The organism is Thermosipho atlanticus DSM 15807 (genome assembly GCF_900129985.1).
GTDB lineage: Bacteria > Thermotogota > Thermotogae > Thermotogales > Fervidobacteriaceae > Thermosipho_A > Thermosipho_A atlanticus.
In genome coordinates, this window is record NZ_FQXN01000002.1 from 106188 (window position 1) to 128643 (window position 22456).

Here is a 22456-nt window from a genome sequence, read left to right on the forward strand (position 1 = left end):
GTTGTATAACTGTGAAAGTGCTATAATATAAATATAGATAGGTAGATTTAGTAGAATTTCTTTAACTTAGATTGAAAAGAGGTGAATTAGTGCATAACAAAAAATATGTAACAATAAGAGATATTGCTAAAGCAGCGGGTGTTTCTATAAATACAGTTTCAAGGGCTTTGAATGACAAACCAGATATAAGTGAAAAAACAAAGAAGAAGATTTTGGAGGTTGCTGAGGAACTCGGATATGTTCGTGATTTTGCAGCTTTGTATATGAGAAAAAAAGCAACGAATATTATAGGAGTAATTTTGGAAGATAGTGCAAATATGTTTTTTGCAGAGGTGTTAAAAGGTATAGAAACTGCCGCTAGGAAATATGGCTATCATATAATTTTGATGAATACTGAGAGAGAATATGAAGCTGAAGAACAAGCAATAAAACTTCTTTTGGAACGGAGAGTAGATGGACTAATAATAGCACCTGTTCAAACTAGAGAAGAAGATTTTAAATTACTTCTTGATAAAGATATACCTTTTGTGGTTTTAGGAAGACATATTAGTAATTTTGTAGTTGATGAGATACATAGTGATGAAATAAGTGGTGCGTTTTTAGCTACGGAACATTTAATTAAAACTGGTAAGAAAAATTTGGTAATGATTGATAATTTTCTTTATACGTCTGCAGCTAAGATGAGACTAGAAGGTTATAAAAAAGCATTGATGGATTATAATATAAAGTTTGATGAAAAAATGGTTTACTTTTCATCACCACAAATAGAGAGTGGTTACAAAGTAACAAAAGAAATATTAAAGAATGGAATTAAATTTGATGGAATATTTTGTTATAACGATTTGATAGCAATAGGAGCTATGAAAGCTTTGAAAGAAGAGAAAATAAAAATTCCAGAAGAAGTTGCGGTAGTAGGATATGATGATATAGCGTTTTCTAATTTTGTGTGTCCCTCATTAACTACAATTAGAATAAAAAAGTATGAAATGGGTTTTAAGGCGTTTAAAATGTTATATCAAAGATTAACAAAAAGAAGGAAAAAACCTAAAAGGGTAATTCTAGATGTTGAATTAATAAAAAGGGAATCAACATAAAACGAAAAAAGCTGGCTTAAAGCCAGCTTTTTTGTTTATTTTTCTTGTTGTTTTAATTTTTTAACGATAAAGGAGGCAACGTGAATTCCTTTAGTGCCACGTCCAAATCCTGCATCAAGTCCATTTTCAACGGCAAGATCGTTATTAATCTGGGTTCCTCCAGCGATAATTAATATTTTATCTCTAATACCCTTTTCAACTGCAAGTTCATGTAATTTTTTCATATTTTGTATATGAACATCGTTATGAGTGATAATCATAGAAGCAAGTATTGCTTTTGCTCCCGTTTCTATCGCTGCATCTATTAACTTTTCAGGTGGCACACTTGTTCCAAGATACGTGTATTTAATACCATACTTTTCGATTCCGCCGTGCTTTATATCAAGTATTTCCCTTAAGCCAACTGAATGTTCGTCATTTCCCACTGTTCCTGCAACAACGTGAATTGGGTTGTTTTTTACAAATTCAAATATTTCTTCTTCAGGAAGGGTTTCTGGTTTTTTTGGAATTACTAGTTTATCAACTTCAATTTCAAATGGAACTTTTGCCTTTACTTCAATGTACGTTCCTTCAGCTGGATGTAATACGCTTTTGTGAATAATTGTCGGTTCTTCAAGTCCCAATTTTTCACACATGGTAATTGCAGCAGCTTCTGCAAGTTCTTCAGGAAGGGCAAAAGTCATATCTAATTGTATCCATCCATCTGAGAACCATTCAACTTCCGGTTTTATAACGTTTCTTTTTTTCATATCACGGATTTTTTCAAGTCTGATTTTTACATTATCAGTTTCGTCCAATTCATCTATGAATTGAATCTTATCTGGATTGTGGAATGTACAACCTCCTATTAAATCACATGGTTTTTCAACACCTTCTGGTAGGTTATTGTACCCGAAATGTTCACAAACTGGTGCCATGTAATCTTTATCTCTTGGAACGACAGTATTGGCAGCAATTTCACCATCTTTTTTTCTTGCAATACCATCACCTATTCTTTCTGGATAGTATCCATTATCTACAAACATACCAGCTTCTAATGCTTCAAAATATCCTCCCATTTCTAAAATTTCTTCAAGCATTAGAATAGCACGCATTTTTAGTTCCCTTACTTTTGTTCTTATTTCTTTTTCATCAATTTTTACATACTTTTTCATACCATCTAATGCTATAAGGGTATGTTTTGCTGTTTCAACTCCTCTAATTGAATTTACATGCCAAGGTACGTTTCTTCCTTCATCTGGAGTGATTGTGGATTGTAAATCTGCAGATGTAAGTCTTGATATTAATGTATTTAAAACGTGAATTCTTGTAGCATCAAAGAGATCTGATTCTATGTATCTAGTATTCATTTGTGCTCTGAATTTAAAGCCATCAAAAAGTTCCCTTAACGCAACTGCGTATGGAAGATTGTATCTAAATTCAGGCATTGGAGAAACAACGGGAGGAACAGTTGAAAGAGCTATGTATTCTTTTCTCATACCAGCTTTAAGTGAATACATACAGTTTATTCCATGTTGTACTAGAAGTTCAGGCATTACAGTCCAGGCAAGTTTTGCAGAGGCATTTGCGTTATGAGCACCATCAATTTGGAGCATATTTACAGAGGCCATGATTTTTTTTGCAACTGCTGCATCTACGAATGATCGAATCGGATTTATACCCCTATACAACACATTGTATTGGGGGTCCTGATGTGCGCCATTAACTCCTTCTTCGGCAAAAAGAACAGCAATTTCAGGACCAGCAACACCTGAAACATAACTATGAAAATTAATTGGCCTTCCAACTTCTTCTTCAATTAAATCAAGAGCTTTTCTTGTTGCACGAAGTTGTTTTCTTGTAATGGGAATTCCTCCAACACCTTCAGGTGTACCTTCTATGAGGCTGTCGTAATGAGATTGTCCCAGGGTTCTAATAACCATAATATGATCTGCGCCATGCCAAGCAGCCATTCTCATTCTTCTAATATCATCCTCAAATCGTCCAGATGCAATTTCAGAAGTTATTATAACGTCTGGTTGAGGATCAATATTACCAAAATAATGGGCAGCTGGTAAGGGGATTGAATTTTTCAAATTTTCACTTACTTGGTAATATTCGTATTCTCCTATTTTGGAACCATCTGGAAGGTGTTTTCTCCAAGTCCATCCCTTTCTTTTGGGCCTATATTTATCAAGGTCTTTTAAAATTTCATCTATATCAATTTGTTTTTTTGGATCAAGCATCTTTCTTCACCCCTTTGAAAATCCTATCTACATCTTCCCAATGTTTTCCTTCAATAAGCTGTCTCCCAGCTTCAATGATATCCAAATTTTTTTCTTTTGCTATTCTCCAAACAATGTGTCCTGCGCCTTTTGAAAGTAAATCTCTTTGAAAAATCATATCAACCAATTTTTTTGTCTCAATGCTGTTAAACCCCATTCTTAAGAGTACGGATCTCTCAACAGAGGGGGATGTATGAGTCTCAGCTAATTTTATTAGAGGTTCAACAACTTTTTCAACGAGATGCCAAAAATATTGGTTTAATTCTTCATCAGTCATTTTTTGTAAATGTTTACTTCTTTCCTGAAAATCATCTTTTCTAGGTTTCAATTTTCTTCACCTCCAAGGAATTCACTAATAAATTGTTTTATTTTTTCTTCAGTTGTATTTGTATCTTCTGCCATGAATTTTATTTCTTCATTTGTGAAATTCTTTTTGTTGTATCTTTTTATAACTTCTTTTACGTAACTCCTTCTAACATCGTCCATATTAAGTTCAATATATCCAATTTGAGAGGGGTGTTCTGGTATAACGATTCTTTTACCTGGAATATCCTCTTTAATTGGATCGCCACGTTTTATTTCCATCCCCATTTTTTTTGCAAATGTAAGTTGGGCAGAGGGAAGTTTTCCTGCGCCCGTGTATTCGGTTTCGTTTACAACAATTACTTTATCATCATCCATTTCAAGAGCAAGAGCAAATGCCGCTGCAAGAGACGTATTTCCAGCTGGTCCCCTTTGCATACCCTCAAGTTGAGCGAGCATCTCAGTTATATAAAATACTTCTCCTTGAGTTACAAGAAGATATCTATCCATATATCTCAGAGCTCTTGCAGCATTTTTTGGAACATCCGATCTATCTGGAAAGGTTGCAAATGGAATGCCAAAACCTGTATGTCCAGTTGTAAAATATTTTTTATTAAAATCATTGTCACTTGCCATGTGGAGACCTTTCAGGTTAACACTTGCAGCGATTATTTCTGTATCAATTGCCCCAGCTTTTTTCAGTCCACGGGCCGTTCCGGTTAAAATTCCACCGCCTGCGTGGGTAATTACAACTGCATCTGGATATTTACCTACTAATTCTTTGGTTTGAATTGCAATTTCGTATCCCAAAGTTTCTACTCCGGCAATTGCATACGGTGTATAAAGAGAAGCATTGAAGAAACCAGTTTCTTCAAGTAAAACAAGGGTGTAATAGAAAAGTTCAGGTCCAACGGTTAATTGAACAACTTCCGCACCATATGCTTCACATGCTCTGCCTTTTTCGAGTATTTCTGGTTGACCAATCCATCTACTATCATAGCATTCCTGTGTAATTATGCATTTTAACCCTCTTTTTGCTGCTTGAGAAGCAACGGCAGCACCATAGTTACCACTAGTTGCTGCGATAACTCCCTTGTATCCATGTTTTTGAGCGTGATACACACTGACAGAAGCTCTTCTGTCTTTGTAGCTGCCAGACGGGTTCGTTGCTTCATCTTTAACAAAAATTCTTGCACCTTTTCCCTTTTGAGCAATTTTCTTAATCAATCTATTTATTTGTTTTAATTCAACAAGTGTAGTGTTTCCAACTCCTGTTTCTGCTTGTATTTCTCTTACTTTATCTAAGGAGTATCCCACTTCTTCCATCATTTGTTCATAATCAAATGCAAGTTCTGAACTCATAAATTTTTCATAATCTATTCCAACGGCTTTTTTCATTATTTCATTTTTTCTTGCTAAGACAGCCTCGTATGATATGTCACGCATTGTTATCACCTTCTAAAATCTTTCTCAGTTCAATACCAATAGTTATTAATTCAGGAACGGGTTCACCAAAGTCATGTTCATATTTTGGATTAATTGCTACAAGTTTTCCTTTGATCCTACGCCCTATCAAAGTTTCAATTTCAACTTCTTCACCTAATTTTGCTGTCTCATTTATTAAAAAACCTTTTACCCTCATTTCAAGGGGAACTTTTTTTGTATCATTAGGTAGCGAAGCAGTTCTTTCCTCGGGTTTAAGTAACGTTTTTTGGATTTGTACCCAATCACCCTTTTTGGCTTCCATTCTATCACCTCATTTGATTGAAAGGATCGACCTTGGTACTGGCAAGTCTGCCATTGATTTTAAACCAGGTTCTGCATTTACAACAATTGGTATCATATTAGTTGCAATGGCAATTGTTGCTTTTCCACCTGGAATCTCCGGTTTTATTGCAAGTTTTATATCAGGATCTCCGTAAATTTCAATATAATCTCCAGTTTCAACACCTTCAAGGTGTGGGTGAATTTGTTGAGGATGTTGCATTTCTATAACTACCTCGTCGTCTATGTATGCTTTTGCAGAATGGTTACAACCAGCAACCATTCCAGGTTCCACCTTTACTACAGGTGTTTCCCTGTGAACCTTTGAAATAATTGGTTTTCTTTCCTGCTCTATTTTAGTAATGTTCCATCCAAGTGCTTTTGCAATCATCATGATACTTTGTGGAAATCCTATGTGTCCTACAATTTTTCCATTTTTTAACCCTTCTTCAAATTCTTCTGGTGTTGTTCCAACACCCTGAGTTTCCATAACGGTTTTACCGAATGGTGAAAGATCATTTATTCTCCTTGCAACAATTTTATTAACTTTGTTGCACACGCCAGTTAATGCAATAATTAATGTGTCTAATACAAAACCAGGGTTTACACCTGTTCCAAGAATTGTGACACCGTATCTTTTTGCAAGACTATCTAAATACATAGATTCTTTGATGTGTGAATCAAAAGGATATGCCATTTCTTCAGCTATAGTTATTACATTGCAGTGGTTTTTCACTGCATATTCAATTTGTGGTAGAACATCCTTAACAAAAGAAGATGTAGCAATTACAACTAAATCAGGATTTGTTTTTTCTATTATTTCTTTGTTATCAGAAACTACAATTCCAATTTTTTCCATTTGTAAAATTTCCCCTACATCTTTTCCGATAAATTCTTGATTTAAATCTATTACGCCAACAAGTTCTAAATTTTTACTTTCAATAACATTTTTAGCAATTCCTTTTCCCATTGCTCCAAATCCCCAACTAACTATTCTCATATCTTTTACCTCCTTGTTTTTATAACATTCCAACTTAATGGTATCATGTAATTTAAAAGTTTTCCATCTTGTTTAAATTCAATTAATTTTACGTAAAATTAATGAAGTGAAAAAAATATCATTATGCACGTTTTTATAAAAGTATGCGTTAGTATGCTTTAAAATGTAATTTCAAAGTAAGTTAGTTATACGAACCATTTGGTTTTTAAGTAGCAAAAGAGTTATAATATCTACGAGTATGTTTTAAAGGGGGGAGAATATGGAAAAGTTATTAGTATCGGATTTATTAAAATTTACATTTCTTTCTGGAATTTCTATTTCTCCGGATGGTAGATTTTTAGGTTATGTAGTTCACAAAATGGATAGCGAAGAGAATAAATATATATCAAACATATGGATTTACGACATGAAAGATGGGAAAAATTTCCAACTTACATCATTTGGGCAAGAAAGTAATTTTATATGGCTTGATAATGAAACACTTCTTTTTCCTGGAGTAAGAAATGAAAAAGATAAAAAAAGAAAGGAAAATGGTGAGATTTTTACTTCTTTTTACAAAATAAAAGTAAATGGAGGAGAAGCCACAAAGGCATTTGAAGTTCCGTATATAGTTAGAAGAATAAAAAAATTAGATAATGATAGGTTTATACTGTTAGCTATGTACGATAGAAGAATACCTGATTTTTCTAAAATAGATGAAAAAGAAAAACAAGAAGTATTAAAAAAACTGAAAGAAGAAAAAGATTACGAAGTTTTAGATGAAATTCCATTTTGGTTTAATGGAGTTGGTTTTACAAACAAAAAAAGAGAGAGATTGTATATTTACTTTCAAAAGGAAAATAAGCTTGAACCTATTACAGATGAATTAACCAGTGTAAGTCATTTTGACATATCAAAAGATAAAAAAAGTATTCTTTATATTTCCAATAGATATAGCGATAAAATGGAAATAAGGTCTGATTTAAATATTTATTATTTCGAAGGAAAAAGGTTTGAAACATTAACACATAAAGAACCTTTCAATTATATTTACGCATATTTTTTAGGTGATTCCATAATTTTTGCTGGAACTGATATGAAAAAATTTGGTATCAATGAAAATCCAAAGTTTTACATGTTAAATCCCCTTACAAAAGATGTTAAACTTTTAACACCTAATTTTGATCTGAGTGTATGGAATAGTGTGGGTTCAGATGTTAGATATGGTTCAAGCATAAATGCAAAAGTTGACGGAAAGTACTTATACTTTATTACAACCGAATGGAACAGTTCGTACCTAAATAGAATTGATGAGAATGGAAAGATAGAAAAATTAACAAAAAAAGGTGGTTCGATTGATGGATTTGATGTAAAGGAAGGGAAAATTTTCTTTATCGGTTTAAAAGATTACAAGTTACAAGAATTGTATAAATTGGATTTGAATGAGGAAGAAAAGCAAATTACTACGTTTAACGAATGGGTAATAACTAAAAAACATATTTCAAAGCCAGAAAGATTTACATTTTTAGCAGGCGATGGTACGGAACTTGAAGGTTGGATAATTAAGCCAATTAATTTTGATGCTAGTAAAAAATATCCAGCAATTTTAGATATACATGGTGGTCCGAAAACTGTGTATGGAGAGGTGTTTTTTCATGAAATGCAGGTTTGGGCAAATGAAGGCTATGTTGTAATGTTTACAAATCCAAGGGGAAGTGATGGAAGAGGGAGTAAATTTGCAGATATCAGAGGAAAGTATGGAAGAATCGACTACGACGATTTAATGAAATTTGTCGAAGAAGTGTTAAGAAGATATCCGTTTGTTGATGAAAACCGTTTAGGAGTAACAGGTGGTTCATACGGTGGCTTTATGACCAACTGGATTATAGGCCATACAGATAAGTTTAAAGCGGCGGTATCACAAAGAAGTATAGCAAATTGGATTTCGAAATTTGGGACAACAGACATAGGATATTATTTTGTTGAGGATCAACATGCTGCAACTCCATGGAGTGATTTTGAAAAACTTTGGTGGCATTCTCCAATGAAATATGCAGACAGAGTAAAAACTCCAACATTGTTTATTCATTCTGATGAGGATTACAGATGTTGGCTTGCGGAAGGAATACAAATGTTTACTTCATTAAAATATTTTGGTATAGATTCAAAACTTGTAATATTTAAAGGAGAAAATCATAACTTAAGTAGAGGTGGAAAACCTAAACATAGAATAAGAAGGTTACAGGAAATTACAAGTTGGTTCAATAAATATTTAAGATAACTTTAGAATGAAGAATGTAATAACTAGAAAAAATGGCGCTCCAGAAAAGCACTATATCCGAGAAAAGAAACAAAAAAACACCCCCGGAGTGGCAAGATAAAAGCGAGAAGGGGGTGTTTTTCATTAGCAAAAAAGAGATAGATCAAAAAAAGGAAACATTTGAAGAAAAAATTAAAGGAATATATTTCAAATACAAATGTATTTACAAGTATCGTTACGTAACAATTGTATTGTGAAAGGAAAAGAAAACAATAAACCACAAAAAAGTTTACAGATTAATGAAAGAAATGAGCCTTTGTGCAAGGGTACAAAAGAAACTTTAGAAGCAAAAGAGCATGAGAAAAATTTGTAAGTGATATAGCAGAGATTAAAACAAAAAGAAAGAAATTTGTACTTGACGGTGATTCAAGACATATTAAAGAAGAATTGGTAAAGATACATGTGGAAAAGACAAAAGAAGAATACAAGAGGTTGATATCAGAATACATAAGATTTTACAATGAATAGATATTTCAAAAAAGATTGAAAAACATGGCTTCGGTAGAATTCTGAAGCCATGTCTTTTGAAATATTAATAGTTTCTTTTTTTATTTGTCCCGCTTGTGGGGGTAAGTTCAGTTCGGAAAATTATTTAATTTCTTGTATTTCTAGCATAAATATCAAATTCATCAAGAATTTTATATACTTTGGAAAGTTTTCTGTTTTCTTCTTTGGCAACTGCTTTTACAACAAAATGAATACTTCCATCTTCTACATTTCCAACAATATAATGCAAATAACCTGCTGCACTAGCTTTAGAAAATGGTAGATAGGAAACATCACTGGAATACAATCCGTATCCAAATGGTGCACCGCCACCACCCGTTGTTACATACATTACACCATCTTTAAAAAACCTCTCATAATGATGGATATGTCCATTAAAAACCGCAGAAACCTTATATTTTACAAAAAGATTATGCCATTTCTCACGAAATTCTTGACCTCTCCCCTTTACATTTGAGAAAAAGGGATGATGAAATAATACTATTATATAGGGTTTAGTAGTTTTTTTCAAATCATTTTCCAACCACTGTGTTTGATAAAAATCCAAATTTGTATTTTCTTGAACATTACTATCAAGAACAATATAATGCACAGGTCCTATATCAAACGAATACCACTGTTTTAAGAAATCTCCTCCACCTTTTCTGGGGGGCATAAAGGCCTGGTAATAGTAAACCGCATTGTGTTCGTGATTTCCTATTACAGGCATAATAGGTGTTCTTGAGAAAAGGGTATGTCCGGTATTAAAGAAGAAATCCCATTCAAATAGTTGAGGGCCACTCTCTACAAGGTCTCCTGTATGAAGAACAAAAAGTGCCTTTTCTTTCGACATTTCGTCACAAATAATTTTGTGCCAATCGGTATTTGTCCTAGTATCTCCATAAACTAAAAATTTATATTTTTTATCTCCAGCTGTCTTAAAAGATATCTTTTCTTTTAGCTGCGCTGCAACAACTTCAACATCATAAACGGTTGCAGGTGTTAAATTATCAACCTTAATCATATGAAATGTATCATAAAGGTTATCCTCTATCATTTTACCGTTGATAAATAATACAGCTGTACTAGGTTTGTTAACTTTAAATACTACATATACACTATCCGTTGAAAGTCCAGTAAGATAAGGTTTCCATAAAAATTTAGTTTCTTTGGGTGAATCAAGAAATATCCTATCTTTTGTAAAATTTCTTATTTTCAGATCTTCATTCAATAATTTAAAATTATCGCCGTTACCCGAAAAATAAATTTCACCATTAAGTTTACTAGTAGATACATCTACGGGTGTATCACCATTTAACATTACTACTTTTATATTATCTACAGGTTTATTTTGTGTATCCAATACTATGTATTTATTTTGATAATCTATCAAACCTAATTTTTCCTTTAAATGATGTATATCTTTATCAAGAATAATATCAAAATCAAATTTGGAGTAATCATTTACAGGAACAGATTTTATTGACAAAAACATTAATGCACCTATTCTATACATTGATAGTGCATTTGGAAAAAATATACCATATGCAACATGTCTACACTGAATAAAAGTATAATTTTTCTCTTTCAAGAAGATAGGGTCTAGATCACTTTCTTTAAAAAACACTCTTAATTCCTTAGGCTCTTTAGAAAGCACACTGACGTGAAGCCCATCTTTTATTAACGAATACTCAACAATCACATCTTTGACACCATTTGTTCCATACGCTAGTATTTTTTTATTATCTGACACTTTAATTTCTTCAAAAGAAACTTTAGATTTGTCAAGTGTAAAATACATATTATATACTGCATCAAACATCGTATCCTTCAATGCTAAATTCTCAAGAAGACCGTCATTTCCAATAGAAGCAACCACATTTTCATTTGATAAAACAAAGCTTTCGTTTTCCACAAATGGAGTCATTCCCTTAAAAATAATCGATGGAAAAACTACAACAGAGAATATTAAAAGAAAAGAAATAATTTTTAAACGCATTAACTAAATACCTCCTTTTTAGTGAGTTTTTAGTAATATATTATATCATAAAAATAATAAAAAATATGGTTCTTTAAAGGGCTACACTTATTTTGTTTTTTGGAAATATGGTGTGAACGGATAATAATTATACGTCTTTGGATATATTGTTTGAGACATTCGATTTTTGTAAAAAAAGAGCTCTTAAGCTTGCATTTTTTAATAAGGATTTTCACTGTAACATCATTACTCGTAAGTCCAAAGGTAATTTAAAACTCACACCATTGTTTAACCTTATTTCCACCGTTTAAATTTTTACTTTCATCCCAGGTTCTGATTATGTAAATTTCTATATCTGTTAATTTACTTATAAGTACTATTTTGATTTTTGGAATAACTATTCCTGAGACAATATACGCTTCTTTAATTGTTCAAACATACGTTTTAGGATTTCTCATACCAGTACTCTTTAACCTTCGAATGAAACTTTCAGATTTATTTTGAAAGGCAAATACCACGACTATAAGCAAAACCGTTAAGAATGATACAAAGCTTTTTCTCATATAAATTACCTCTCATTAATAAATTTTCAACTTAAATAATACAAATTTTACCTTAAAGAAATTTAAAATGATATAATCCATCTAAGGTGATTTAAATTTGAAAAAGAATGAGAAATAAGAAGAATGGAATGGAAAGATAAAAAAATTAACTGAAAAAGGCGGATTATAGGTGTTGGCTTGCGGAAGGAACACAAATGTTTATTTCATTAAAATATTTTGGGATAGATTCAAAGCTTGTAATATTTAAAGGAGAAAATTATGAGTTAAGTAGAGATGGAAAACCTAAACAAAGAGTAGATAACTTCAGAGTGAAAAATGTGATAACTAGAAAAAATGGCGCTCCAAAAAGAGCGCCATTTTTGTTTATTTTCCTCTCATTGGAGGGGTATATGGAGGATGTTGTGGCATTTCTTGTTCATTATCATATGGTGTTTCAAACTTTGGACCATGCATGGGGCCATACATCGGACCGTACATTGGACTATACATAGGGCCATACATTGGGCCATACATTGGCATTCCTCTTAACATTAACTTTTGGTGTAATCTTCTTTGATATGCTAGGTTTTTCATAAGTTCAAGTCTGTTTCGAATAATCTTTCTGTAAGGTATTTCAATTGTAATACCATTGCTAGAAAGTTCAAATGCCAAGTTGAAAGAAATATTGTCGTTGAATTTAACTTCTACTGCTTGAAGTTCAACTTGCATTCCAGGTTTTAGTTCAATGAATCTCCACATTGGTCCAATGTAAATCTCCATCTCTGTTCCTTCTTCTGTATCAAGAATAATTTTTGATTTGGAAAGACCGGTATCAAGTTCTATATATACTTCTTTAATTGTACCTATGTATGTTGCAGGATCACTGATTTCTAAATTTTTTAATTTTTGTACCATCTCTTGATAGTTTAGTGGTTTTTCAGTATTAAAAGGAAAAGCAAATAATGCGCCAATAAACAAAACTGAAATTAATAAAACTGATAACTTTTTCATACTTTCACCTCCTTGTGTGTTATGTTAAATTAACCTTTGAGAATAATATTTTTCAACCTTTTATATTCTTCTTCGTTAATTTCACCTCTGGCAAATCTTTCATTTAGTATTTTTAAACTTTTGTTGGTTGTTTCAGAATAGGTGTCGTTATGAAAACTACTTGCTGTAAATATATGTTTAAGTAATTTATAAATTAAAAATGCAACAAATATGAATACAACTATTCCAATGATTGGCATTAACCACCCAAACCATCCGAACCATCCATCGTGCCACATAAAAGGACTATGATACCAGTACATTGTTTCACCTCCTTTAGTTTTTCTATCTTGATTATACAGGTTTAACCTTAAAAAAACCTTAGAATTTCTAATGTTATAATTTAATTGTGAGGTGATTCAGATTGAAAGGATATATTAAAAAATTAGTTCAACTTGTGGAATATGAAAGAGACGAAGAGATAAAAAAAATGATATGGGAGATAAAACATTTATCTGGTGAGCAAAGAGAGAAAAGGGGGAGGGCAATTTTAAATCTAAGGCCCAAAGTCATTGGTGAAGAACTTGGAATGTATCTTGTAAAATTTGGAAGGAGTAGATTGATAGAAACAGAAATAGGTGTTGGAGATGAGGTAATAATAAGTAAAGGTGACCCAATTAAAAGCGATTTAAAAGGAGTAGTTGTAGAAATAGGAGCAAGATATTTAATTGTGTCTATGGATAACTTATTACCAAAAGATTTTAAAAATGTTCGAATTGATTTGTATGTAAGTGATGTTACGTATAAAAGACAGATTGAAAATTTAAAAAATCTTTCTGAACGAGGGAAACTAGTGTTGGAATTTTTGCTTGGGAATAAGAAATTAGATGATGATAAAGCTGAAAAAATAGAATTATTTGACTGTGATCTTAATGAATCACAGCTAAGAGCTGTATCAAAATCTTTATCAAGTACGACTTTTTTTCTTGTTCATGGTCCCTTTGGTACAGGAAAAACAAGAACATTAGTTGAATATATAGTTCAAGAAGTAAAAAAAGGTCGAAAGGTTTTAGTAACAGCTGACAGCAATATGGCGGTTGATAATCTCGTTGAAAGACTCAATGAAAAGGTAAGTCATGTTAGAATAGGACATCCGTCGAGGGTATCAAAAAAATTACAAAGTTCAACTCTTGCTTTTAAAATAGAACATCATGAAATGTACGAAAAGATAAAAGAATTAAAAAATAAGTTTGAACAATTGATTGCACAAAGGGAAAGGTTTCAAAAACCGATACCTAAATGGAGAAGGGGACTTTCTGAAGAGCAGATTTTAAAACTTTCAGAAAACGGCAAATCCGCAAGGGGAATACCTAAATGGGTAATTGATAATATGGCAAAATGGATAAGATTAAATCGGCAAATTGACGAATTAAAAAGTAGGATAAAGATAATTGAAGAAAGAATTGCAAAGGATATAATAGAAAATTCAAATGTAGTATTTTCTACAAATTCTTCTGCATTTTTGGAGATTTTGAATGATTTTACATTTGATGTTGCAGTAGTTGATGAAGCAACTCAAGCAACGATACCAAGTGTACTCATACCACTGTCAAAGTCTACAAAATTTGTTTTGGCTGGTGATCACAAACAACTTCCTCCAACTGTGGTTTCAGAAAGAGCAAAAGAGCTTTCTGAAACTTTATTTGAAAAATTAATTAAAAAGTATTCTTTTAAAAGCGAATTACTTAGAATTCAGTATAGAATGAACGAAAAGCTGATGGAATTCCCCAATAAAGAATTTTATGATGGAAAATTAGTTTCGGCTGTTGGAAATATAACTTTGTCTGATCTTGGGTTTTATGGAAACAATAAAATAACTGATGCTAATAACGTATTAATATTTATCGACACTTTTAAGAAAAAAAATAGGTATGAAAGTAGAAAAAGTGATTCAACTTCTTATTTTAACAGTCTCGAAGCGAAAATAATAAAAAATGTAGTGAAAGATTTTATTAAATTAGGTGCAAAGAAAGAATGGATTGGTGTAATAACTCCATATGATGATCAAGTCGATTTATTAAAGTCAATGGAGTTGGCCGTTGAGATAAATACTGTTGATGGTTTTCAGGGAAAAGAAAAGGAGATAATAATAATTTCGTTCGTAAGATCAAATAAAAAAGGTGAAATAGGTTTTCTTTCAGATTTAAGAAGGTTAAATGTTTCTCTTACAAGAGTAAAGAGGAAATTAATTTGTATTGGAGACAGTTCGACATTAAAAAAACACCCAGTTTATAAAAGATTCATTGAATTTGTGAAAGTTAAAGGTACGTACATTACCTTTAAATAATATCACAAACCGGGCCACCCAAATTCAAAGGTGGTTTTATAAGGTAGTTCTGAACCATCTCTTTTTATATCAGCAATTGTACTTATATATTTACTAACAAAAATATAAGAGGTTGTTGTTGAAGTAACTAGATATGATATATTTTTCTCAGTTGAAAATCTGTATTTTAAATAGCTGTTGAAATTAAGCTCTGTATACGTTGCGTTACCGTCTGAACTTTGAATATCGTCCCAGAAAGCTGCATTATCGGTCAAAAATTTTTTCCACATATTTGCAGTTGATAAAAATAGAATTTTAGAATACGTATTTTCAATACTTTCAAAAGTTCTCTGTTCAATTTCAATTGCTTCTTTCATCAATGGTGAAATAATGAGGGCCACAAATGATGAGAAAAGTAGTAAAATTAATGCCATGCTAATGTTTACGAGTCCTCTTTTCATATTTTTCCCCCTTACATATTAGAAACTATGTTGATTGTTCTTGACTTTATTATAGGTTCTTTTTTCCAATTTGGTTGCCATACTATAGTAAATTTTAGCCCTATTACAGTAGTTGTATCAAAGCCTATGGAGTTTTTGGCCGTATTTATATCCATTTCTTTAATTCCATTGTCAAAGTAAATAACAGAAATTGAAAAATCTTTAACATCGTTTATTAAATCGATCTCTACGGTGTTATTTGTAATGTCTAACATAGGATAATACCTTATCATTGAAACTTTTTCCAATGTTTTATCGTAGATAACCCTTATTTGTCTAAAAGATTTTGCAAATAAATCAGTGCTATTATATATTGGATAAATATATTTATCATCTGAAGTTAATTCCACAGTTCTATTTGGATTAGCTAAATTTACTTCTCTTATTGAAAATTTATCATCTATTTTCACTTCACCAGGATAGGTACCTGATCCTGATAATTTGGTAACTTTTAATTTAGCGTACCTTGTATAATAACCTTCAGTATCAGGTGATAATTTGTTTTTGATAATTGCCCATTGTATTTCACCAACTTTTTCGTTATATAATGGAGAATATGTTCCATCGTTATTTCTAACGAAAAAAACAGGATATGTTACAACATATGTCAAATAAAATATTTTCTGATTTTTGTCTTCGTAATAGTCGATACTATTAATAAGCCAACCGTGATCTACAATTTCGGTGAATAACCTTCCCTTTTGAACGTAAGAGTTAGATCTTCTTGGGATATATGTGGGGACATAGAGATTTTTTAAAAGCTCAGAACCACTCCCAGCAAATTTTACTTCATCGTCAAGAATATCGAATAAAAGTGAGATAGAACTTTCAGCATATAACGTTCTTACGTTTGTTTTTGAGATTTTGTATGAATCAAGGGTATTGGTAACAATCAAATAAATTATAGAAAAAGTAATGGAAGTAATAATCAACGTAACCAGTAATTCTACAAAAGTGAAAGCTTTTTTCATATTATCACTCCAGAATCTCAGGTAATGAGTTTGTTATTTTTAAAACTTTTTCATCTTGATCTAATTGCAATTTGATTTCCATATTACTATATTCAGATGAAAAAGAGTCATTGAAGAATTTTAAAAACAAAGCATCACGAGAATAGATTTTAATATCGTTTGTTATAGAACCGTTGATGTAGACAGTTATTTCATCTGGTATTTCAACTGTAACTTCATTTCCATTATCAGATACGCCATCTAGGTCGTTATCTACGAAAGACGAAAACTTTTTGTTTGCATATTTTATACAGAAAATTTGGTTTTTTAAAAATGCTTCTCTGCGGGTTGAAACAAACAAATAGTATATCCTTTGAATGGTATTATCAAGCCTAGCTTGATTGGATAATTTTACATAAACAGTTGTGTATAATCCATATACAAATCCGAGAGCAATTGCTGTTATAACTAAAACTATAAGTAATTCAACTAATGTAAAACCACTTTTTATATGTTTATTCATTGTTGTGGCACCACCCTGGTTTCAATGTATTTTCCATCAGGTGCAGTAACGCGGACTTTAACAACGACAATATCTGAAAATATAATATTTTGATTATTTGAAACCATATAGATCATATCTTCCAAATTTTCTATTTCTTTTGTGATTTCTATGGTGTACTCTCTATCATTGTATGTTATTTTAGAAGTTCCAGTAGGAATTAAAGAAACATCCATGAACGTCAGAGTTTCAGTTTCGTTTAATAAGATGTTTGAAAGTTCAATAAGGTGTCTATTTTCTAAAGACTTTTTAAGTAAATTTCCTGTTGAGACAATGGCAATACCAACAGCCATTGCAATAATAAGTAGTGCGACAAGTGTTTCTACAATGAACGAACCTTTTTTCATTTCTCTATTCTCCTTTTGACCAGTTGAAATTTTTGATAATTACTTGTGATTGTTGAGTTTCTACTATATATTCCAGTTCTACCAGATGTGGAGCAGAAGTTTCACTTTCAGGAAATAAAACTACGATTATTTGAGGATCGGGCACAGGCTTGTTAAAGACAATAGTAGAAGTAAATTCTTCCTGAATAGGCATTTTTGGAAAACATCCAGGAGCCAAAGGATAGCTGTCGACATCGATTAATTGAGGGTCTTTAATTCCGCTTTTTATGTATCGTACTTCGAAGAATCCGTTACCAAGGCTTTTATCAAATTTTAAAGTTACAGTTATTTTTTTAATAAAATTTTGGGGCAAATCTTTTGGTAGGATTCCAACAACATTTGGAATATAATCGCTAATTAAGACTCCCCTTTCTGTGACATAAAGTTTCGAGGTTCTAGGGAAAATCTTATAGAAATTTCCAGAGTGATTCCCGTCAGCGGCTACAAAATCTGGGATTCCGTCGTTGTCTAAATCTCCAATAGTTCCAGCGTCAAAGTCATATGGTGGGTTATTTTCATATGAATAACTTCCATGAACAAGTTCAAGACTTAAATATTGCGGTTTATTATCATTAGTTATTCCAACCCCTTTGAAAAGATAAACACTACCTCCAAAGTTTTTTCTTTGTCTCCAGGCGTCAGTTCCTACAAATATATCTTTATATCCATCCCTGTCAATATCACTAATTTTTATAATAGTTGGTGAAAAACTTGGAAGACTTTTTGGGGATTTGGAATTTGGAATGGAAGGATCTACAAAAGTTGTTGGGCCCAGTTTTCCATCATTTTCTACTATTTTAAGACTGTTTTTTTTGCTAAATGTGAGTTTGTTATTAACCATTTTTCCAAAGTAGATGATTATATTCTTTTTGTTGGTGTGACCAGCAACGATATCAATTATTCCATCATTATTTACATCTCCAACATCAAGTACTCCACCGCCATACCATTCATCTGAGGAAATACTTCTATCTTCAAAAAGAAAGATTATATTTTTTTCGTTAAAAAATCTGTTGATTCCCTTTTTGTAATCATTTAACCAAACCCAAAATCTTCCTTTTCTATCAACGTACAGGATATCTTTAAATCCATCACCGTTATAATCAAAACTCGCCATAGCTGAAACGGTCCAATTAGTTACAAATCCGCTTCCTGCACTTCTGTTGTCTATTTTAACTTTAAAATAGTTAATTCTATGGTAAGAGATTTGTTTTGGTGAAAGAACATCATTCACATATTGTGCATAAAACCATGAATTATACGAAAACATATCTAAACTTCCATCGTTGTCAAAGTCGTCTATAATCATTGTACCATCACCGTTATATACAGGAAGATAATATTTTCTAATATCTTTTAGAATCAGATTTCCTTCATCATCAAACTTTTTGTTTTCTTTGATCACAACCTTTCCATGATATGTCAAAGAAATGATATCAGCATATCCGTCATTGTTATAATCAACAGCAAAGGTTTGTGAAACATCACTGAAAGGTCCCGAATCAGAATCAGCGTAAATAGCGTTTATTTTATAAACATTTACAGCAACTATTTTGCCTTCAATAACTCTGGTAGCGATGTTTTTTATAAAAATTGCACCCCATGCCTTTTCGGGATATTGTTGACTGTAGTTTAAAATTGGAAATTTTGCTGTAAAAGTTCCCGCTATCAAAACAATTTGTAATAAAATCAAATAAGTTATTAAAAGTCTTTTTAACATATTAAAACCTCCTAAGTTTTCCAAATAATATTATATCATAATAAAATTATAAATAAAAAAATAAAAAGCATATGTTTGATTATTATGATACAATAAAAAATGGCAAAGTAAATTTATTAATTTTGAGAGGAGATATTTTTATGAGGGGACCTTATGCACCGTATTGATAATATAGTCTTTGATCTAGGAAGAGTATTGATTAATTGGGATCCGTATAGTTATATGATAGAGAAATTTAAGACAGAAGTAGCTGATTTTTTAAAAAAAGCTGTGTTTGATACAGATGATTGGGATTTGATGGATAAAGGAGAGTTAACAGAAGAAGAATTATGGGAAAAAAAGTTGATAAAATATCCAGAATATAGGGAATATATTTTACATATGAAAGAAAAAGTTGTAGAACTCCTAACTCCAATTGAAAAAAATGTAAAATTAATTCCTGTTTTGAAACATAAAGGATTTAAGCTATATATCCTTTCAAATTTTAGTAAAGTGACGTTTGATAAAGTATATAAAAAATATGACTTTTTTAAATACTTTGATGGAATGATCATTTCAAGCCATGTGGGGGAGATAAAACCAGATGAAAAGATTTATAAAATACTAATTGAAAAGTACAATATAAATCCGGAAATTTCTTTATATATTGATGATAAAATTGAAAATATTTTAACTGGACAGAAGGTAGGTTTTAAAACTATACATCTTGAGAAACCGGAGTTATTGAAGGCAAAATTGAGAGCATATATAAATTTTTAATGGGGGGATTAGATGAACTGTGTTCTTATTATGGCAGGTGGTAAGGGAGAAAGATTTTGGCCATATTCCACAGATGAGAAACCAAAACAATTTATCAATCTTTTTGGAAATAAAACAATGATTCAACAAACTATTGGAAGATTAGAAGGGATCGTACCATTTGAAAATATTTTTGTTGTTACAGGTGAAAGATATTTAAAGCTTGTAAAAGAACAGTTGCCAAATATTTCCGAAGAAAATATTATTATAGAACCAGTAGGTAGAAACACAGCTCCTTGTATTGGACTTTCAGCATTTTATATAAAAAGAAAATTTGGAGATGTAAATTTAGCTGTTTTACCTGCAGACCATCTTATACAAGACACTCAAAACTTTAAAAAAGCACTTTTAAATGCTTTTGAATTTATTAATAATAATAAAAGTGCAATTGTAACATTAGGTATAAAACCAGATAGACCTGAAACGGGATATGGTTATATAAAATTTATTGATAGTGAAAATGTTGTTTTAAATGAAACAGTTTTAAAAGTTGACAAGTTTGTAGAAAAACCTAGTAAAAATATGGCTGAAAAATATTTAAAGGAAGGTACGTATCTTTGGAACGCTGGGATTTTTGTATGGAAAATAAGTACGATTATAAACAATATTAAAAAGTTTCTACCTCATACATTTGATATTCTCGATGGTTTATTTACTTTTTCCGAAGAAGAATATAATCTTAAACTGAGAGAATTTTATCCAAAGGTTGATAATATTTCCATAGATTATGGCGTTATGGAGCATGCCGAAAATATATATGTTATTCCTTCCGAATTTGGGTGGGATGATGTTGGTAGTTGGACAGCTGTCGAAAGACATAGTGATAAAGATGAAAGCGGGAATGTAAAAGGCGAACATATATTTTATTTTAATTCAAAAGGAAATATAGTAAAAAGTAAGAAAAAAACAATATTAAATGATGTGGAAGATCTCGTGATTATTGAAACAGACGAGTATCTTATTGTTTCAAAAAAACAAAGCATACAAAAAATAAAGGATATAAAGAAGAAAATGTTGAATAATGAATGAAAATAGAAAACATTAAAAAAAAAATATGGCCCTGTAACAGGGCCATATTTCTTCTTTATTACATTGGGAAATATCCTCTTTTTTTGACAGCTTCTGCTACTCTTCCAATTGCAACTATGTAAGCAGCTGTTCTCATATCGGTATTGTACTTTTGTTTTGTTGCAAATACTTCTCCAAAAGATCTTTTCATGATTTTTGTTAACTTTCTTCTAATATCTTCAATTTCCCAGAAGTGACTTTGTAAATCTTGGACCCATTCAAAGTAAGATACTGTGACACCACCAGCGTTTGCAAGTATATCAGGAACAACGAGTATATCTTTTTCAATGAGAATTTTTTCAGCTTCTTCAGTAGTAGGGCCATTTGCACCTTCAACAATAATCTTTGCTTTGACGTCATTTGCAATTTTTTCAGTAATTGCATTTTCAAGTGCAGCGGGGACAAGGATATCTACATTCATTGTCAAGAGTTCTTCATTAGTGATTGGAGTACCTTTTGGATATCCTTTAATGATTCCACCGTTTTGATCTCTGTAGGCGATCAAATCGTCTATATCAAAACCTTCGGGGTTATAAAGGCCACCAGATACATCACTTACTGCAACAATTTTTGCACCATATTCTTCGGATAAAATCTTTGCAGAGAAAGAACCAACATTACCAAAACCTTGAATGGCAACTGTCGCTTTAGAAATATCAATACCACTTACGTTACAAGCTTCTGAAGCAGTGATTGCGACGCCGCGTCCTGTTGCTTCAGGTCTTCCTTCAGAACCACCAAGATCAAGAGGTTTCCCGGTTACTACACCTAATGTTGTTTGACCTACGTTCATGCTAAAAGTATCCATGTACCATGCCATGATTTTTGCATTGGTGTTTACATCTGGAGCGGGAATATCTTTTGTTGGTCCAACCATCATTTGAATTTCTGAGAAAAATCTTCTGCTAAGTTTTTCTAGTTCTTTTTCTGATAACTTGGATGGATCAACTCTTACTCCGCCTTTTCCTCCACCATATGGAAGATTAACCACAGCACATTTCCATGTCATCCAGAATGCGAGTGAAGAAACTTCATCTAAGTTTGTTTCTGGATGATATCTTATACCACCCTTTGCTGGTCCTCTTGCAGTGTTATGTTGAACTCTATATCCTTCAAAAATTTCAACTCTGCCATCGTCCATTACTACCGGAAAATGAACTGTAAGTGATTTTTGGGGCCAAAGTAGAAAGTTACCTATGTTTGGATCTAAATCCATGAGTTTAGCAGCTTTTAAAAATTGGTGCTGAGCCATTTCATAAAGTGGACCAGGAGCTTTAAGATTTCCCATTTTGCTGATCTCCATTTTTAAATACCTCCCTGACTTTTTGTAGAAACTCAACTTTATTATCACGTAGAAATACGATTTTTTCAATACTCATATTTTGTGAAAATCCTAACATAATTGCAAATTATGGCAAAATATATT

21 protein-coding genes are annotated in these 22456 nt (G+C 31.8%); 6 read left to right on the top strand and 15 right to left on the bottom strand.

Annotated features, from left to right (window positions below):
- Positions 1-89 precede the first annotated feature (89 nt).
- Positions 90-1094 (top strand): LacI family DNA-binding transcriptional regulator, encoded by a 1005-nt coding sequence (locus BUB65_RS02795; RefSeq protein ID WP_073071960.1) that lies wholly within the window; start codon positions 90-92, stop codon positions 1092-1094.
- Positions 1095-1129: 35 nt separating this feature from the next.
- Here BUB65_RS02795 and oraE read toward each other — a convergent pair whose 3' ends face one another.
- The 5 genes from oraE to ord are packed head-to-tail and all read right to left on the bottom strand — an operon-like array spanning position 1130 to position 6425.
- A complete protein-coding gene (oraE, locus tag BUB65_RS02800) occupies positions 1130-3319 on the bottom strand; it encodes a D-ornithine 4,5-aminomutase subunit OraE (protein ID WP_073071962.1) in 2190 nt (729 codons plus the stop codon).
- Complete coding sequence (locus BUB65_RS02805) at positions 3312-3686, bottom strand: ornithine aminomutase subunit alpha (protein WP_073071964.1); 375 nt, start codon at positions 3684-3686, stop codon at positions 3312-3314. Before BUB65_RS02805 ends, oraE begins: the two co-directional genes overlap by 8 nt.
- The gene (ortB, locus tag BUB65_RS02810) at positions 3683-5107 is read right to left on the bottom strand and encodes a 2-amino-4-oxopentanoate thiolase subunit OrtB (RefSeq protein ID WP_073071966.1); all 1425 of its coding nucleotides are present in this window, start codon (positions 5105-5107) and stop codon (positions 3683-3685) included. Before ortB ends, BUB65_RS02805 begins: the two co-directional genes overlap by 4 nt.
- A complete protein-coding gene (ortA, locus tag BUB65_RS02815; protein WP_073071969.1) occupies positions 5100-5408 on the bottom strand; it encodes a 2-amino-4-oxopentanoate thiolase subunit OrtA in 309 nt (102 codons plus the stop codon). The genes ortB and ortA overlap by 8 nt, the downstream gene beginning before the upstream one ends.
- Before the next feature lie 9 nt (positions 5409-5417).
- Positions 5418-6425, bottom strand: coding sequence for a 2,4-diaminopentanoate dehydrogenase (ord, locus tag BUB65_RS02820; protein ID WP_073071971.1), 1008 nt, complete (start codon positions 6423-6425; stop codon positions 5418-5420).
- Positions 6426-6684: 259 nt separating this feature from the next.
- Between ord and BUB65_RS02825 the strand changes: the two genes are divergently transcribed.
- Both BUB65_RS02825 and BUB65_RS08425 read left to right on the top strand, forming a co-directional pair.
- Complete coding sequence (locus BUB65_RS02825; protein WP_073071974.1) at positions 6685-8685, top strand: S9 family peptidase; 2001 nt, start codon at positions 6685-6687, stop codon at positions 8683-8685.
- Positions 8686-8963: 278 nt separating this feature from the next.
- Positions 8964-9008 (top strand): hypothetical protein, encoded by a 45-nt coding sequence (locus BUB65_RS08425; protein ID WP_073072492.1) that lies wholly within the window; start codon positions 8964-8966, stop codon positions 9006-9008.
- A 308-nt stretch (positions 9009-9316) separates the two neighbouring features.
- Here BUB65_RS08425 and BUB65_RS02835 read toward each other — a convergent pair whose 3' ends face one another.
- From BUB65_RS02835 to BUB65_RS08520, 4 genes are all read right to left on the bottom strand, one after another.
- On the bottom strand, positions 9317-11209 hold the full coding sequence (locus BUB65_RS02835; protein ID WP_073071976.1) for a metallophosphoesterase family protein: 1893 nt from the start codon (positions 11207-11209) through the stop codon (positions 9317-9319).
- Between the two features lie 410 nt (positions 11210-11619).
- Entirely contained in the window at positions 11620-11751 is a 132-nt protein-coding gene (locus BUB65_RS08500; protein WP_268807471.1) for a hypothetical protein, read from the bottom strand.
- A gap of 363 nt (positions 11752-12114) precedes the next feature.
- Complete coding sequence (locus tag BUB65_RS02840; RefSeq protein ID WP_073071978.1) at positions 12115-12741, bottom strand: hypothetical protein; 627 nt, start codon at positions 12739-12741, stop codon at positions 12115-12117.
- A 29-nt stretch (positions 12742-12770) separates the two neighbouring features.
- Entirely contained in the window at positions 12771-13043 is a 273-nt protein-coding gene (locus BUB65_RS08520) for an SHOCT domain-containing protein (protein WP_073071980.1), read from the bottom strand.
- A gap of 101 nt (positions 13044-13144) precedes the next feature.
- Between BUB65_RS08520 and BUB65_RS02850 the strand changes: the two genes are divergently transcribed.
- The gene (locus BUB65_RS02850) at positions 13145-15067 is read left to right on the top strand and encodes an IGHMBP2 family helicase (RefSeq protein WP_073071982.1); all 1923 of its coding nucleotides are present in this window, start codon (positions 13145-13147) and stop codon (positions 15065-15067) included.
- Positions 15068-15069: 2 nt separating this feature from the next.
- Here BUB65_RS02850 and BUB65_RS02855 read toward each other — a convergent pair whose 3' ends face one another.
- Genes BUB65_RS02855 through BUB65_RS02875 form a run of 5 tightly spaced genes read right to left on the bottom strand, consistent with a single transcriptional unit; the run spans position 15070 to position 19164 of the window.
- Positions 15070-15507, bottom strand: a complete 438-nt coding sequence (locus BUB65_RS02855) for a hypothetical protein (RefSeq protein ID WP_073071984.1) — start codon at positions 15505-15507, stop codon at positions 15070-15072.
- A gap of 11 nt (positions 15508-15518) precedes the next feature.
- Positions 15519-16517, bottom strand: coding sequence for a prepilin-type N-terminal cleavage/methylation domain-containing protein (locus tag BUB65_RS02860; RefSeq protein ID WP_073071986.1), 999 nt, complete (start codon positions 16515-16517; stop codon positions 15519-15521).
- 4 nt (positions 16518-16521) lie between these two features.
- The gene (locus tag BUB65_RS02865; protein ID WP_073071989.1) at positions 16522-17019 is read right to left on the bottom strand and encodes a pilus assembly FimT family protein; all 498 of its coding nucleotides are present in this window, start codon (positions 17017-17019) and stop codon (positions 16522-16524) included.
- Positions 17016-17405, bottom strand: a complete 390-nt coding sequence (locus BUB65_RS02870) for a hypothetical protein (RefSeq protein WP_073071991.1) — start codon at positions 17403-17405, stop codon at positions 17016-17018. The genes BUB65_RS02865 and BUB65_RS02870 overlap by 4 nt, the downstream gene beginning before the upstream one ends.
- Positions 17406-17409: 4 nt before the next feature.
- Positions 17410-19164 carry an FG-GAP repeat domain-containing protein gene (locus tag BUB65_RS02875; protein WP_073071994.1) on the bottom strand — a complete coding sequence of 585 codons (1755 nt, stop codon included), beginning with the start codon at positions 19162-19164 and terminating at the stop codon, positions 17410-17412.
- 153 nt (positions 19165-19317) lie between these two features.
- Between BUB65_RS02875 and BUB65_RS02880 the strand changes: the two genes are divergently transcribed.
- Together BUB65_RS02880 and BUB65_RS02885 are read left to right on the top strand one after the other, a co-directional pair.
- A complete protein-coding gene (locus BUB65_RS02880) occupies positions 19318-19923 on the top strand; it encodes an HAD family hydrolase (RefSeq protein WP_073071996.1) in 606 nt (201 codons plus the stop codon).
- A 12-nt stretch (positions 19924-19935) separates the two neighbouring features.
- The gene (locus BUB65_RS02885; RefSeq protein ID WP_073071998.1) at positions 19936-20991 is read left to right on the top strand and encodes a mannose-1-phosphate guanylyltransferase; all 1056 of its coding nucleotides are present in this window, start codon (positions 19936-19938) and stop codon (positions 20989-20991) included.
- A 58-nt stretch (positions 20992-21049) separates the two neighbouring features.
- Here BUB65_RS02885 and BUB65_RS02890 read toward each other — a convergent pair whose 3' ends face one another.
- Positions 21050-22333, bottom strand: a complete 1284-nt coding sequence (locus BUB65_RS02890) for a Glu/Leu/Phe/Val family dehydrogenase (protein WP_073072000.1) — start codon at positions 22331-22333, stop codon at positions 21050-21052.
- Between the last annotated feature and the right edge of the window lie 123 nt (positions 22334-22456).